Origin of the sequence: [Lactobacillus] rogosae (assembly GCA_900112995.1) — a bacterium.
Taxonomy (GTDB): Bacteria; Bacillota; Clostridia; order Lachnospirales; family Lachnospiraceae; genus Lachnospira; species Lachnospira rogosae.
In genome coordinates this window covers 1-13,849 of the sequence record FONU01000015.1, presented here as the reverse complement: position 1 = coordinate 13,849, position 13,849 = coordinate 1, and the positions used below count along the sequence as shown (strand labels likewise).

9 protein-coding genes and 1 rRNA gene are annotated in these 13,849 nt (G+C 35.5%); 1 reads left to right on the top strand and 9 read right to left on the bottom strand.

Annotation, left to right across the window (positions count from 1 at the left end; translation table 11 throughout):
• Positions 1 to 246: 246 nt before the first annotated feature.
• Together pyk and BM157_RS07650 are read right to left on the bottom strand one after the other, a co-directional pair.
• A complete protein-coding gene (gene pyk / locus BM157_RS07655) occupies positions 247 to 1,677 on the bottom strand; it encodes a pyruvate kinase (RefSeq protein ID WP_022501169.1) in 1,431 nt (476 codons plus the stop codon).
• Positions 1,678 to 1,822: 145 nt separating this feature from the next.
• The gene (locus tag BM157_RS07650) at positions 1,823 to 2,839 is read right to left on the bottom strand and encodes a hypothetical protein (protein ID WP_090140562.1); all 1,017 of its coding nucleotides are present in this window, start codon (positions 2,837 to 2,839) and stop codon (positions 1,823 to 1,825) included.
• 269 nt (positions 2,840 to 3,108) lie between these two features.
• Here BM157_RS07650 and BM157_RS07645 point away from each other — a divergent pair, with 269 nt between their 5' ends.
• Entirely contained in the window at positions 3,109 to 7,323 is a 4,215-nt protein-coding gene (locus BM157_RS07645; RefSeq protein ID WP_090140610.1) for a 2-hydroxyacyl-CoA dehydratase, read from the top strand.
• Between the two features lie 422 nt (positions 7,324 to 7,745).
• On the opposite strand, the gene BM157_RS07640 is transcribed toward BM157_RS07645, so the two are convergent.
• From BM157_RS07640 to BM157_RS07610, 7 genes are all read right to left on the bottom strand, one after another.
• Positions 7,746 to 8,420 carry a uracil-DNA glycosylase gene (locus tag BM157_RS07640; protein ID WP_022501165.1) on the bottom strand — a complete coding sequence of 225 codons (675 nt, stop codon included), beginning with the start codon at positions 8,418 to 8,420 and terminating at the stop codon, positions 7,746 to 7,748.
• An 18-nt stretch (positions 8,421 to 8,438) separates the two neighbouring features.
• Positions 8,439 to 9,203, bottom strand: coding sequence for an imidazole glycerol phosphate synthase subunit HisF (hisF, locus tag BM157_RS07635; protein WP_022501164.1), 765 nt, complete (start codon positions 9,201 to 9,203; stop codon positions 8,439 to 8,441).
• Between the two features lie 15 nt (positions 9,204 to 9,218).
• The gene (gene hisH, locus BM157_RS07630; RefSeq protein ID WP_055174986.1) at positions 9,219 to 9,824 is read right to left on the bottom strand and encodes an imidazole glycerol phosphate synthase subunit HisH; all 606 of its coding nucleotides are present in this window, start codon (positions 9,822 to 9,824) and stop codon (positions 9,219 to 9,221) included.
• Entirely contained in the window at positions 9,821 to 11,686 is a 1,866-nt protein-coding gene (locus tag BM157_RS07625; RefSeq protein WP_090140560.1) for a midas domain-containing protein, read from the bottom strand. Before BM157_RS07625 ends, hisH begins: the two co-directional genes overlap by 4 nt.
• Positions 11,687 to 11,736: 50 nt before the next feature.
• Positions 11,737 to 12,249: a hypothetical protein gene (locus BM157_RS07620; protein ID WP_022501161.1), complete on the bottom strand. Its 513-nt coding sequence runs from the start codon at positions 12,247 to 12,249 to the stop codon at positions 11,737 to 11,739.
• Positions 12,250 to 12,324: 75 nt separating this feature from the next.
• Positions 12,325 to 13,224 (bottom strand): chemotaxis protein, encoded by a 900-nt coding sequence (locus BM157_RS07615; RefSeq protein WP_022501160.1) that lies wholly within the window; start codon positions 13,222 to 13,224, stop codon positions 12,325 to 12,327.
• Between the two features lie 391 nt (positions 13,225 to 13,615).
• A 23S ribosomal RNA gene (locus tag BM157_RS07610) occupies positions 13,616 to 13,849 on the bottom strand; the annotation flags it as partial.

Genomic DNA, 13,849 nt, shown 5'->3' with positions numbered 1-13,849 from the left:
TATTTTTTTAATATCAAGCTGCATATTCTATTCTAACCTCCTTAATTGGTTTCAAAAACTCATCTACATCACTCCCATTGCATATATATAATTACGTATATTTATTTTTCGATTATTATATCATTCAATTTTTAAATTTTCAATTATGTAGTGTTCTAACCAACTTAAAACAAGCCCACAAAACCAATTTCACAAGGTTTTGTGGGCTTATATAACTATCTGAAATATCTTATACCAGCTATAATATTAGAGTGTAACAACTCTCATTGTATTAGTAAGACCTCTCTTAGCTGATGGATCAGATGTTGTAGCGATACCGGCAGATACGATAACTGTATCTCCTTCTTCTACATATCCAGCCTGCTCAGATACAACTAAAGCGTGCTCAATAATCTTATCTGTTGAAGTCTCTGTAGCTGTCTTTAATGGTCTTACTCCCCAATAAATCTGCATCTTTCTAAGAACATTATCATATGGTGAGCAGCCGATAATTTCTGCATTTGGCTTTAATTTAGATGTAAGTCTTGCTGTGAATCCTGAAATTGTTGGGCATACAATAGCCTTTGCATTAAGGTTATCAGCAGTCTGAACTGTTGCGTTACATACAGCACTTGAAATGCTTCTCTTGCTGTGAACCTTAGCGATATCTGCAGATCTTCCCTTGATATCCTGCTCTGTTCTTTCAGCAATCTTAACCATCATCTTTAATGCTTCAAGTGGATACTTACCATTAGCTGTTTCACCTGAGAGCATAACCACGTCTGTACCATCATAGATAGCGTTAGCAACGTCAGTAACCTCGGCTCTTGTAGGACGTGGATTTCTAATCATAGAATCTAACATCTGTGTAGCTGTAATAACTGGCTTATATGTTGCGTTACACTTCTTGATAATTTCCTTCTGGTAATGAGGAACATCTTCTGCTGGAATCTCTACACCCATATCACCTCTGGCAACCATAATTCCATCAGCAACTTTGATAATTTCATCAAGATTTTCAATACCCTCTGCATTCTCAATCTTAGCGATAACCGGAATATCAGCACCATGCTCCCATAAGAGCTGCTTGATTTCCTGAATACAAGCTGCATTTCTTACGAATGAAGCTGCAATAAAATCAAATCCCTGTTCAATACCAAATATAATATCATCTTTATCTTTATCTGTAATACCTGGAAGCTTAATGCTTACGTTAGGTACATTAACACCCTTCTTAGAACCAAGTTCACCACCATTGATTACTGTACATACGATATCCGTACCATCGACTACCTCTTCTACTCTAAGCTCAATAAGACCATCATCAATAAGAATAGTATTACCATTAGCTACATCTGCTGGAAGACCTGCATAAGTAATCATATCAATAGTATCATCACCTACAATATCTCTTGTTGTAAGTGTAAACTTCTGACCTTCCTTAAGTGTAACCTTCTTGTCATCCTTAAGCACACCAGTTCTGATTTCTGGTCCTTTTGTATCAAGAAGTGTAGCTATAGGCTTGTTAATCTCTTCCCTTACGCTCTTAACTAATGCAAAACGGCCTGCCTGTTCTTCATGGTCACCATGTGAGAAATTAAATCTTGCAATATCCATACCACTAAGTGCAAGCTGCTTAATAAGCTCTCTATCATTAGTGTTAGGACCCATAGTACATATAACCTTAGTCTTTTTCATTATAACCTCCAAGTAAATAAAATAAATTAAATTCAAAACAATCCAACAAATTATACTTAATAACACATAAAATAGCAATACCCATTCTGAAATTGTTATGATAATTAAGTGTTATTAATAATATATACCATCATATTACCATATATTATTGTGTTTTGCCAATATGAATATGTGTATATAAATGGTCATTACAATATTCATAATTGCCAGCACATTTTGAGCAGAATCTGAACACAAGATTTTCATCGTCTAATTCCGTTCTTCCACACACAGCACATTTGTGCTTAGGTGTTCCATTAGCAGGTCTGTATGGCTTATTAGCCCCCTGCCATGTTGTCTTTTCACTATTGGCATTATAAAATGTTTCATTAAAGCTCTGTCTGCTGCCATTATTCTTCTGTGCTTTTCCTGCTGTATGCATAGCCTTATTATAATTCTTCTGTGTAGAAGTCTTAAAAGGTCTTCTCTTAGACACTGTAATGAATATTATAAAGTTAATCATAGACACTAAAGCTGCAATCGCATTGGCATAACATCCCATTCCGCTTCCTGACAGAAGTCCTGCATTGTATAAACCTTTCCACATAGTCCAGCCAAAGTTCACTCCGCTTACTGCAATTGTTGGAACAATAAAGCCTCCAAGAATAATTATTGCAAATACTATTCCGTCAAGAAGTGCCATCCATTTAATCTTGATCGGTATTACAAAGAACAACAACACTTCCATATCCGGCTGTTCCATAGCAAAAGCCATAAATAAAGCAAGGTTAATATAATGTGTGCTCATATTAAAACTTATGCCAAATATAAGATATATTATAAGAGCCGCAATTATATTAAGTATTACTCCAGAGAAGAAATACACATTAAACTTAAATGACCCCCATATATTCTCTAACACTGTTCCTATAAGATAATAGAAATAAAGTGAAAAGAATACAAATATTATGCTTGTTGATGGTGGCTGTATAATAAATGTTACAAGCCGCCATATCTGTCCCTTAAATATATATGCAAAATCCAATGAAAGATATGTGCTGTAAACCCCAGGTGCAAACACCTCGAATACAAAACCTACAGCATATAACACAATAATATACATCATTAAATTCTGTATTGCATATTTAGAATACTTTCTTTCTAGTTTCTGAAACCAATCCATTAAACTCCTCATTTCCGCAGGAATAATTCCCACATTATTAAATTATGTATATTTAAAGCGATTTAATAATAAAAGTATAAAAACAAAACCTATGTTTGTCAATTATATAACAATAATAGTATTATTAATTTTATATAAACAATGTTCTAACAAGTGTTGAATTTCTGTGTCATTTCTTATATAATATGTCGGATTGTAACTTTTCGATTTTATTATATATTTTTCGACACAATATAATTAACAAGGAGGTCGGCTCTGCCGTAATGACTATGAACAAATACAGATTAGGTATTGATATTGGCTCTACAACAGTAAAGATCGCTATTCTTGATGATAATAATAATATTTTATTTTCTGACTACGAAAGACATTTTGCTAATATTCAGGAGACCTTACAATCTCTTCTTGAAAAGGCTGTCGCTCAGTTAGGTGAATTTGAAATATACCCTGTTATCACAGGTTCTGGCGGACTTACACTTGCCAAGCATCTTGAAGTACCATTTACACAGGAAGTTGTCGCTGTATCTACAGCACTTCAGGATTATGCACCTCAGTGTGATGTTGCAATAGAACTTGGTGGTGAAGATGCCAAGATTATATATTTTACTAATGGTATCGACCAGCGTATGAATGGTATATGTGCAGGTGGTACAGGTTCTTTCATCGACCAGATGGCTTCACTTTTACAGACAGATGCTTCTGGTCTTAATGAGTACGCCAAGAATTACAAGTCAATATACCCTATTGCCGCAAGATGTGGTGTATTTGCCAAATCAGACATACAGCCTCTAATTAACGAGGGTGCTACTAAGGAAGATTTATCAGCTTCTATTTTTCAGGCTGTTGTCAACCAGACAATCTCTGGTCTTGCGTGTGGCAAGCCTATCCGTGGCAATGTGGCATTTCTTGGTGGTCCGCTTCATTTCTTATCAGAACTTAAGCAGGCATTTATCCGCACATTAAGCTTAACACCTGAACAGGTTATAGCACCTGACCACTCTCATTTGTTTGCGGCAGTTGGCTCTGCTATGAATTATGATGAAAATGTATGTGTAAATGTTGCAGATATTATCAAAAGACTTTCAGGCAAAATCAAGCTTGAATTTGAAGTTGAACGTATGGAACCACTTTTTGCCAATCAGTTAGCTTATGATGATTTCACTAAAAGACATAATGCACATCATGTAAAGACTGCTGATATAATCACTTATGAAGGTAACTGCTACCTTGGTATTGATGCAGGCTCTACAACAACTAAAGCTGCTTTAGTAGATGAAGATGGTAATTTATTATACTCATTTTACTCAAGCAACAACGGTTCTCCTCTTGATACTACAATCAAGGCTGTTAAAGACATTTATACAAAGCTTTCACCTAAGGCTAAGATTGTGCAGGCCTGTTCAACAGGTTATGGTGAGGCTCTTATCAAGTCAGCACTTATGCTTGATGAAGGTGAAGTTGAAACTGTGTCCCACTTCTATGCTGCTGCATTCTTTGACCCTGAGGTTGACTGTATTATAGATATCGGCGGACAGGATATGAAGTGTATTAAGATAAAGAACCAGACAGTTGATTCTGTCCAGCTTAATGAAGCCTGTTCTTCAGGATGTGGTTCATTTATCGAAACATTTGCAAAGTCGCTTAACTACTCTGTTCAGGACTTTGCCAAAGCTGCACTTTTTGCCGAGCACCCTATTGATTTAGGTACAAGATGTACAGTATTTATGAACTCTAAAGTCAAGCAGGCTCAGAAAGAAGGTGCGGAAGTCGCTGATATTTCTGCCGGTCTTGCTTATTCAGTTATCAAAAATGCTTTATATAAAGTTATTAAGATTGCTGACCCTAACGACCTTGGAAAGCACATTGTTGTACAGGGTGGTACTTTCTATAATGATGCAGTATTAAGAAGTTTTGAAAAGATTACAGGTGTTGATGCCATAAGACCTGATATTGCTGGTATTATGGGAGCATTCGGAGCTGCTCTTATCGCAAGGGAAAGATATGACGGCATATCTGAATCATCAATGCTTTCAATAGATAAGATCAACCGTCTTACATATGAAACAACACTTACAAGATGTAAGGGTTGTACTAACAGTTGTCACCTTACTATTAATAAGTTCTTTGGTGGCAGGCAGTTTATAACTGGTAACAGATGTGAAAGAGGTCTTGGAAAAGAACGAAATAAAGAACATCTTCCTAACCTTTTTGATTATAAATTCCATAGACTTTTTGATTATGAACCATTATCCGCTGACCTTGCAGTGCGTGGAACTGTTGGTATTCCTAGAGTACTTAATATGTATGAGAACTATCCTTTCTGGTTCACATTCTTTACTAAGCTTGGATACCGTGTAGTTCTTTCGCCTCAATCCACAAGAAAGATTTATGAATTAGGTATTGAATCAATACCTTCTGAGTCTGAGTGTTACCCAGCCAAGCTTGCACACGGACATATAAGCTGGCTTATCAAGAAAGGTATTAAATTCATATTCTACCCTTGTGTTCCTTATGAACATAAAGAGATTGATAACACTAATAACCACTATAACTGCCCTATTGTAACTTCTTATGCAGAAAATATTAAGAACAACGTTGAAGAATTAAAGACAGAAAATATAGATTTCAGAAATCCTTTCCTCTCATTTGAAAGTGAAGAAATTCTTGCCAAACGACTTAAAGCAGAATTTCCTTTAATTCCCGCACCAGAAATCAAGGCTGCTGTTCACGATGCGTGGGAAGAACTGATGCAGTCAAGAACTGATATGCATAATAAAGGTGAAGAAGTTATTAAATACCTTAAAGAAAATAACAAACGTGGTATTGTACTCGCTGGAAGACCTTACCATATTGACCCCGAGATTAACCATGGTATTCCAGAACTTATCAACTCATATGGAATAGCCGTTCTTACTGAGGACAGCGTTGCCCACCTTGGCAATGTTGAAAGACCACTTATTGTTATGGACCAGTGGATGTACCACTCACGTCTGTATGCCGCAGCAAGCTATGTCAAGACTCAGGATAATCTTGATCTTATACAGCTTAATTCATTCGGCTGTGGACTTGATGCAGTTACTACAGATGCCGTTAATGATATTCTTACTAAGTCTGGCAAAATATATACAGTTCTTAAAATTGATGAGGTTAATAACCTTGGTGCTGCAAGAATACGTGTCAGATCACTTATTGCCGCACTTAAAGTAAGGGACAAGAAAAATTACCAGCGACAGTTAGTTTCAAGTGCATACAAGCGTGTTGAATTCACACCTGAGATGAGAAAGAATTACACTATTCTCTGCCCTCAGATGTCACCAATACATTTTGACCTGCTTGAACCTGCTCTTAATTCGTGTGGATATAACTTCGAAGTTCTTGCCAATGATAATAAATCGTCTGTAGATATGGGACTTAAATATGTTAATAATGATGCCTGCTACCCTTCTTTAATGGTTGTCGGACAGATTATGAACGCGGTTCTTTCCGGTAAATATGATTTAAGCAAGACTGCCATTATAATTACGCAGACTGGTGGTGGCTGTCGTGCTTCTAACTATATTGGATTTATAAGACGTGCTCTTGAGAAAGCTAATCTTGCATACATACCAGTTATTTCTTTAAGTGCACAGGGACTAGAGTCTAACTCAGGCTTTAAGTATGATCTGCCCATGTTAAAGAAAGCTATGATGGCTATTGAATACGGTGATGTATTTATGAATGTTGTATACAGAACAAGACCTTATGAGAAGGAAAAAGGCTCTGTTAACGCCCTTCACGAACATTGGAAAGAGATATGTATAAAGCAGCTTACTTCTGATAAAGTAAGAATGAAAGACTTCAATAAAAATCTGCGTGATATAGTTCACGATTTTGATAATATTGAACTTCTTGATATTAAAAAACCTAGAGTTGGTGTTGTTGGAGAAATTCTTGTTAAATTTCTTCCAGCCGCTAACAATTATCTTGTAGATTTATTGGAAGCTGAAGGTGCTGAAGCTGTTGTTCCAGATCTTATGGGATTTCTTCTTTATTGTGCAGAAAATGCTAACTTCAAACACAAGTACCTTGGTGCTTCATCTAAGTCAGCATTTATCAATAACGTGGTAATTAAATTGCTTGAGTGGTTCAGAAAAGCTGGTAACGAAGCATTAGCACAGAGCAAGAGGTTTGATGCTCCATCTTCAATTAAAGAAACTGCTGCTCTTGCCAAAGACCTTGTGTCACTTGGTAACCAGACTGGTGAAGGCTGGCTTCTTACTGGTGAAATGATTGAGCTTATTCATAACGGTGCTGGGAATATTGTATGCTGTCAGCCATTTGCCTGCCTTCCTAACCACATTGTTGGTAAGGGCGTAATCAAAGAATTACGTGCAGCATTTCCTGAAGCTAACATAATCGCCGTGGATTATGACCCAGGTGCATCAGAAGTTAACCAGCTTAACAGAATTAAGCTTATGCTTGCTACTGCTAACAAGAACCTTTAATGTCTGATGTCTGCTAAATCAGATTTATTACCATGAACTTATATAAAAGGCTGAGTGTTGCATATTTATTGTATACATATGTGTTATAGAAACATCTGTATATAATAAATATGCTGAAATATTTAATTTCAATATATTGAAATTAAATAATTTCAAGTGTATAATACTAATAAATGGAGGTCGGTAATATGAACTTTTTATTATTTTTAGGACCAATTATCGGTGTTGCAGTTGCTATATTTGCAGTTGTAGTAATTATTGCTGTAATAGGAGCTGTTGCAGGTTCAGAAGAAGATTTTGATGAATAGACATTTCTTCCGTAGTTTTATTTTCTAAGCAAAAAGCAGCGTTGATTGACAATCTACTATTAAGGGTTGTCAATCAACGCTGCTTTTTATTTATTTTAAAATATTCATAATATATCAGATATTCTCTATCTGCCAGTCAATAGGCTCAACTCCATGGCTTTCAAGGAATTCGTTACATTGGCTGAAATGCCTGCATCCAAAAAATCCTCTATATGCTGATAAAGGACTAGGGTGTGGACACTTTAATATAAGATGCTTAGGATTGGTAAGCATAGGTATCTTTCTCTGTGCTGGTGAACCCCAGAGCATATATACTATCGGTCTGTCCTGCATATTAACCGCATTGATAACTGAATCAGTGAACTGTTCCCAGCCCATTCCCTGATGTGAATTAGCATTATGAGCTCTTACTGTTAATACTGTATTTAACAATAGTACGCCTTGATCAGCCCATTTTTTAAGGTAGCCATTATTAGGATAATAACAGCCACAGTCATCGTGTAATTCTTTATATATATTCTGTAGTGACTTAGGAATAGGATTGCCCGGAAGAACCGAAAAACTAAGCCCATGTGCCTGATTTACCTCGTGATATGGGTCTTGTCCTAATATGAGCACTTTAACATCTTTTAAAGGTGTAAAATGAAATGCATTAAAAATATCGTCTGCTGGAGGATAGACAACACATCTGCTATATTCGTCTTTTACAAATGTATACAACTTTTTGTAATAATCTTTCTTAAATTCATCACTTAAAGCATCTTTCCAATCATTAGTTATCATTGACATAATAACACCCTCCAATATCTACTTAACTAATCTTATAGGTATTCCCTTATCAGATAAATACTGCTTTAAATCATTTATCTCCATCTCTTTATAATGGAATAAAGAAGCAGCTAATGCAGCATCTGCCATACCTTCTGTAAAGGCATCATAAAAATGCTCCATATTGCCAGCCCCGCCAGAGGCTATAACTGGAATTGATACATTAGAGGCAACCTCTCTTGTAAGTTCAATATCGTATCCTGCTTTAGTACCATCACAGTCCATACTTGTAAGAAGTATCTCTCCTGCTCCAAGCTGTTCTGCCTTAACAGCCCACTCAACAGCATCAATATTCATATCAACTCTTCCACCATTCTTATAAATGCTCCAATGACCATCTTCCTGTCTTTTGGCATCTATTGCAACAACCACACATTGACTGCCGAACTTATCAGCCGCCCTTGATATAAGTGTTGGATCCATAATTGCCGCTGAATTAATAGATATCTTATCAGCACCTTCTCTTAAAAGCACCTTAAAATCATCTACTGTTCGTATTCCTCCGCCTACAGTGAATGGAATAAATACTTTTTCAGCAACTTTTCTTACTAAATCAACAGTTGTATTTCTTCCGTCACTTGAAGCTGTTATATCAAGAAATACAAGCTCATCAGCTCCTGATTTGTCATACATTGCAGCAACTTCAACTGGGTCTCCAGCATCCTTTAAATCAACAAAATTAGTACCTTTTACAACTCGTCCATCTTTGCAGTCAAGGCATGGTATAATTCTTTTAGTAAACATATAACATTCTCCATTCTATAATTCAGCAAAATTTTTAAGTATTCTTAAGCCTGTTTCACTACTCTTTTCTGGGTGGAACTGACACGCAAAAAGATTACCTTTTTCTACTGAAGCATGAATATGTGTTGAATATTCAGTAGACGCTGCTACAATATCATCATTATCAGCTTTTAGATAATATGAATGTACAAAATATACATATGGATTAGCATTGATTCCTGCAAACAATCTCGCATCATCCTTAACATTTAAGGAATTCCAGCCCATATGTGGTATCTTAAAGCCTTCCTTAGCTGGAATTTTAAATATCTTTCCTGGAAGAAGGTTAAGACCTTCAGCTCCTGGTGTCTCTTCGCTTTCCTTGAATAAAAGCTGAAGTCCAAGGCATATTCCAAGAAATGGTGTATCCTTAGCTACAACATTTTTAATTGTATCTACAAGTCCAAAACGATCCAGATTGTTCATCGCATCACCAAATGAACCTACTCCAGGAAGAATAACTTTATCTGCCTGAAGTATCTCACTTGGGTCTCTGGATACTATAACTTCTTCACCGAGTGCTATTAACGCTTTCTCAACACTCTTAAGATTGCCTGCATCATAGTCAATAATCGCTATCATTTTACTGCCTCTCCATATGCTTCTATCTTGTAATAATAAGTAACAAAATCGCTATTAGACATATCTGCTAAAGATATAGCTTCTGTCTCTGATATCTTATATGTATCCTTAAGTGCATTTATAATCTTATCATAGCTTTCCTTCATCTTATCATCTACGCCTAACTCTTTACCTTCAGCCCTGTATGTCTGATATCTGTCAACACCCTTTATAAGAGCATTAATTGCCTCTGTATTCATATTCATCTTTCTGTAATTAAGATATGACTCATACTGTCTTTGAACATACATAACAACCTTTGACTGATTATATATTGTCTCTTCATTACCTGAAAGGTTCATACCACTTAAACTATTATAAACTTTCTCGTATTCGCCATTGATAAAGTAATCTTTAGCTGCATTTACTTTACTGTTGTAATTGATACTATAGCCAAATACCTGTATAAGCATAATAATTCCTGCTATAAGTAATATAAATAAAATGATTGATTTTGGTTTAATCTTAAGAATATCACCTGGTTTAGGTGGTTCTTTAACTTTAACTTTTTTAGGTTTCTTTTCTTTCTTAGGCTTCTTATCTTTTGCCTGTTTAGCCTGCTTTTTCTTTTCTTCTTTCTTAGCTGCAGCCTGTTTCTTCTTCTCCTCAGCCTGAGCCTTTTTGGCTTCCTTAGCCTCAGCCTTCTGCTGATTTTCTATTTGTTCCTGTTCTTCTTCAAGCTTACCTTCTTTTTCCTGCCTAATCTTAAACTGCTGATACCTATACTTAATCTTAGCAATTAAGCCCTTCTTAGGTGCTTCTGGCTGGTCAAGATTAGCTTTACCATGAAATACCTCATCAATGAGCTTCTCATTCTCATCCTGCTCTTTTCCATCATCCACTGTGTTAGTCTTAGCAGTTATTGCATCATCAACAGCCTTTTCAAGCAATTCTCCATCACCTGTTGCCACATTTGCTTCATTAAGATCATCTTCAATACTTTCAAAGAAAATGTCTTTTATAACAGAAAAAATACCTTTTTTATCTTTTTTCTTTTGTTTTTTATTGTGCTTCTTTTTCATAGAAGCTTTATCAGCCTGTGCTTCATCGGCATCTGAAGCTTTATTCTGCACACTGGCTTTATTAGCTGCTTCTGTGCCATTGTCATCAGATGTGCTATCTGAAGATGCATTTGCCTCATTATCAACATTGCCTAAAGAAGCATTATCTGCTGATGAAGCTGAATTATCGGCTAATGTATCCTCAGCAGCTACCTCATCTTCTGACTGCATACCGTTCTCTTTAAGAAGCTCATTCATAGATGATTCATCTGCATTATCATTCATCTCACCTATAAGATCATCCAAATTCATACTTGCAAGACGGTCTTTTTCGGTATCTGATAAACCCATATCATCCATAAGCTCATCGTTCTTATCAAGATTAGTACCAGCAGCTTCATCAACTGGAGTGTCATCTAACATCTTATCAATAGCTTCATCTGCCTGCTTATCCTTAGATGTATCATCTGCTTCTGTCTGCTTATCTGCTTCCTGTGCCTTCTTAGCAACTTCCTCAGGAGTTAATTCTGATACTGTATCATCAGTTATAAATGTTTCCTCCGTATCAGAAGCCGCCATATGACGAGGAACTGTCATAACATCTTTTAATAAATCTTCTATATTATCGTCATTAAGATTTCCATCCTCATCATCATATATATTTTCAAATTTAGTACTCTTCTCATTAGACTTTTCAAAGGCTTCCCTTACCTGCTCTTTGATCTGTTCTTCCTCTTCATCCTTATTCTCTGATTGTGCATTCTCATCTTCAGATAATGATTTCAATAAGCCATCAAGGTAATCCTCTTCATTCTCTGCCACAATTCCACCACCTTCGTAAAATTATAAATAAAATTCTACCATAAAGAATATTAATTAACAACATTAACTAACTCTTTCAATACTTCATATGAGTTAATCTTCATTGTACAAGCTTTGTCTGCTATTTCTTTAGGTATCTGATAAAACGTACTATGTACCCTGTAAAAATGTGCTTTATCATTAATCATAACAATTCTCTCAAATGGCCACCTTATAAGATTAGGATTGTTAAATCCTTCCCCTATCTCAATAACAAGCAGCTTCTTAGCCAATGTCGCTGATAACCATTTGTTGTAGAAATCCCACTGTTTCTCATCTTCATTAATATATGGACAAACCATTCTTTTGGGATTTATTGTTGATTCACCTAGATAATTATGCTTGGTAGACGATATAATAAAATAATTATTCTTATCAAGAAGTTCACCAAACTTATTAAGCATATCTATAAGATTACCATCATTATTATTAAGTGCTTCATCACCAAGACCTATTAATATATAATCATAATCTTTAACATCTTCTCTAATTCTATTACAGTAATCTTGTAATGTATATTCCATATCTATCCTCACAGCCTTAACAATAAATTATGGTGCTATCATTATATAGATAACACCATAATAACATAAATAATATTATCTGAGAAGTTTATCAATCTCATTAACTAACAATCCAATCTCTGGCTTAGATAACTGTACATCAGCTCCTAATGCTTCTCCCTTAGCTCTCATCTGGTCATTAATTAATGATGAGAATATAACAACTGGTATATTCTTTAATTTATCATCTGTCTTGATAAGCTTTGTCAATCTGTGTCCATCCATTAATGGCATCTCTAAATCAGTTATAACACAAGCTACATCCATCTGTGCATCTTCTGAATCCTTCAGAGCAACAAGATTCTCCCAGGCCTCCTGTCCATTAGCACATAATGTAAGATTATCATATCCTGACTTAATAAGTGAGTCTGAAATAAGCTTCATAAGTAATGGAGAATCCTCTGCAATTACAATATGTGCTTCATTCTTAGTTCTTCCTTCAAGCTTTTCAATATCTGATACTTTTAATCCTGTCTCTGGACTTATATCTGATACAATTCTCTCAAAGTCAAGAATGATAATTAACTGTCCATTAATCTTAACAACACCTGTTGCAATTCCGCTGTCAGCACTGCTTATTGTGCTGTCTGGCTTAATAATATCTGTCCAGGATACTCTATGTATTCCAACAACCGATGCCACATGAAATGCAACATTAAGCTTATTAAAATTAGTGATAATAAACATATCCTTTGTAATATCTTTAGAAGGTGCACACTTAATAACCTTAGCTAAATCAACTATTGTTATCATTAAATCTCTTGGCATAAACACACCTTCTACACAAGGATGTGAATTAGGTACTGGTGTAACCTTGCTATATGGAACTATCTCTTTAATCTTAGCGACATTAATTCCATAATGATTCCCTCCAACTATGAATTCAAGCACCTCTAATTCATTAGTACCACTTTCCATTAATATATTAGTTTCCATATAGTTTTATCCTCCATAAATCCCGTACTTTTATTGGAATATTATAACAAATCACATACATAATTTCAATTGCTATTACATATAATTATACAAAATATGAATATTGTCCAATATATTATCTACTTGAATGCTTATATTTAAATGCTGATGTTTAAATACTGATATTATTGTAAATAACAATATTATTAAAACTTTCTAATCTATATAATATCTACATAATATATAAATTGATGATAATAAAAAAGAGGCTATAAAGCCTCTTAAATAACAATTATTCACTACTCATTCAAAACTGCACATTAAATATATCTTATACATCCGTATCCTGTCAAGTACTTTCGTACTTTCCTTAAGAATAACTCTCTTTGTTCTATCCAAACCTTAACCTCTTTCGGTTAAGCCCTCGACCTATTAGTACAGATCAGCTCCATATGTCACCACACTTCCACCTTCTGCCTATCTACCTCGTCGTCTTCAAGGGGTCTTACTAGATTAACTCTATGGGATATCTCATCTTGAGGGGGGCTTCACGCTTAGATGCCTTCAGCGTTTATCCCGTCCCGACTTGGCTACTCGGCCATGAGCCTGGTGGCTCAACCGATGCACCAGAGGTCAGTCCATCCCG

Bases quoted from the DNA above. Each gene is read 5' to 3' on its own strand.
- pyk (WP_022501169.1), bottom strand. From the start codon at position 1,677: ATGAAAAAGACTAAGGTTATATGTACTATGGGTCCTAACACTAATGAT.
- BM157_RS07650 (WP_090140562.1), bottom strand. From the start codon at position 2,839: ATGGATTGGTTTCAGAAACTAGAAAGAAAGTATTCTAAATATGCAATA.
- BM157_RS07645 (WP_090140610.1), top strand. From the start codon at position 3,109: ATGAACAAATACAGATTAGGTATTGATATTGGCTCTACAACAGTAAAG.
- BM157_RS07640 (WP_022501165.1), bottom strand. From the start codon at position 8,420: ATGTCAATGATAACTAATGATTGGAAAGATGCTTTAAGTGATGAATTT.
- hisF (WP_022501164.1), bottom strand. From the start codon at position 9,203: ATGTTTACTAAAAGAATTATACCATGCCTTGACTGCAAAGATGGACGA.
- hisH (WP_055174986.1), bottom strand. From the start codon at position 9,824: ATGATAGCGATTATTGACTATGATGCAGGCAATCTTAAGAGTGTTGAG.
- BM157_RS07620 (WP_022501161.1), bottom strand. From the start codon at position 12,249: ATGGAATATACATTACAAGATTACTGTAATAGAATTAGAGAAGATGTT.
- BM157_RS07615 (WP_022501160.1), bottom strand. From the start codon at position 13,224: ATGGAAACTAATATATTAATGGAAAGTGGTACTAATGAATTAGAGGTG.